The organism is Pseudomonas sp. GD03862, from assembly GCF_029840855.1.
Classification (GTDB): Bacteria; Pseudomonadota; Gammaproteobacteria; order Pseudomonadales; family Pseudomonadaceae; genus Aquipseudomonas; species Aquipseudomonas alloputida.
The window spans coordinates 1-535 of the sequence record NZ_JAOCDI010000125.1; the positions used below are offsets into that span (position 1 = coordinate 1).

Below are 535 nucleotides of genomic sequence, written 5' to 3' on the forward strand. Positions count from 1 at the left end.
CTGCAGCGGACCGTGTTCGGCGCTGCCGTCGGCAAAGCGCAGGCGCAGGGCGTCGTGCTGGGCGTACAGTGCCAGCAGCGCCTGCTCCAATGCGCTGGCATCCATCGTTTCGGTGCCGCGCAGCAACAGCGACTGGTTCCAGTGCTGCGGCTCGCTCATGCGCTGGTCGAAGAACCACTGCTGGAACGGCAGCAATGGCATGCCCCCGAGCAGCGGACCTTGCTCGGCCTTCACCGCTCCCTCGCCTTCGCGCAGCACCGCTGCCAGGCCGCGCACGGTCTGGTGCTGGAACAGCTCCTTGGGCGTGAAGTGCAGGCCCTGCTGGCGCGCACGTCCGACGACCTGAATCGAGACGATGGAATCGCCCCCAAGCTCGAAGAAGTTGTCGTTCACCCCGACCCGCTCAAGGCGCAACACATCGGCCCAGACTGCGGCCAGACGGTGCTCCCGCGCATTGGCCGGTGCCTCATAGACCTTTTGCACAAGGGCAGCATCCACGGCAGGCAAGGCCTTGCGGTCGAGCTTGCCGTTGGGT

At 66.5% G+C, this 535-nt stretch carries 1 protein-coding gene; it reads right to left on the reverse strand.

What is annotated here, in order from left to right:
• A partial coding sequence (locus tag N5D53_RS27640) for a phosphopantetheine-binding protein (protein WP_279841152.1) occupies nucleotides 1-535 on the reverse strand: 535 nt, incomplete at both ends.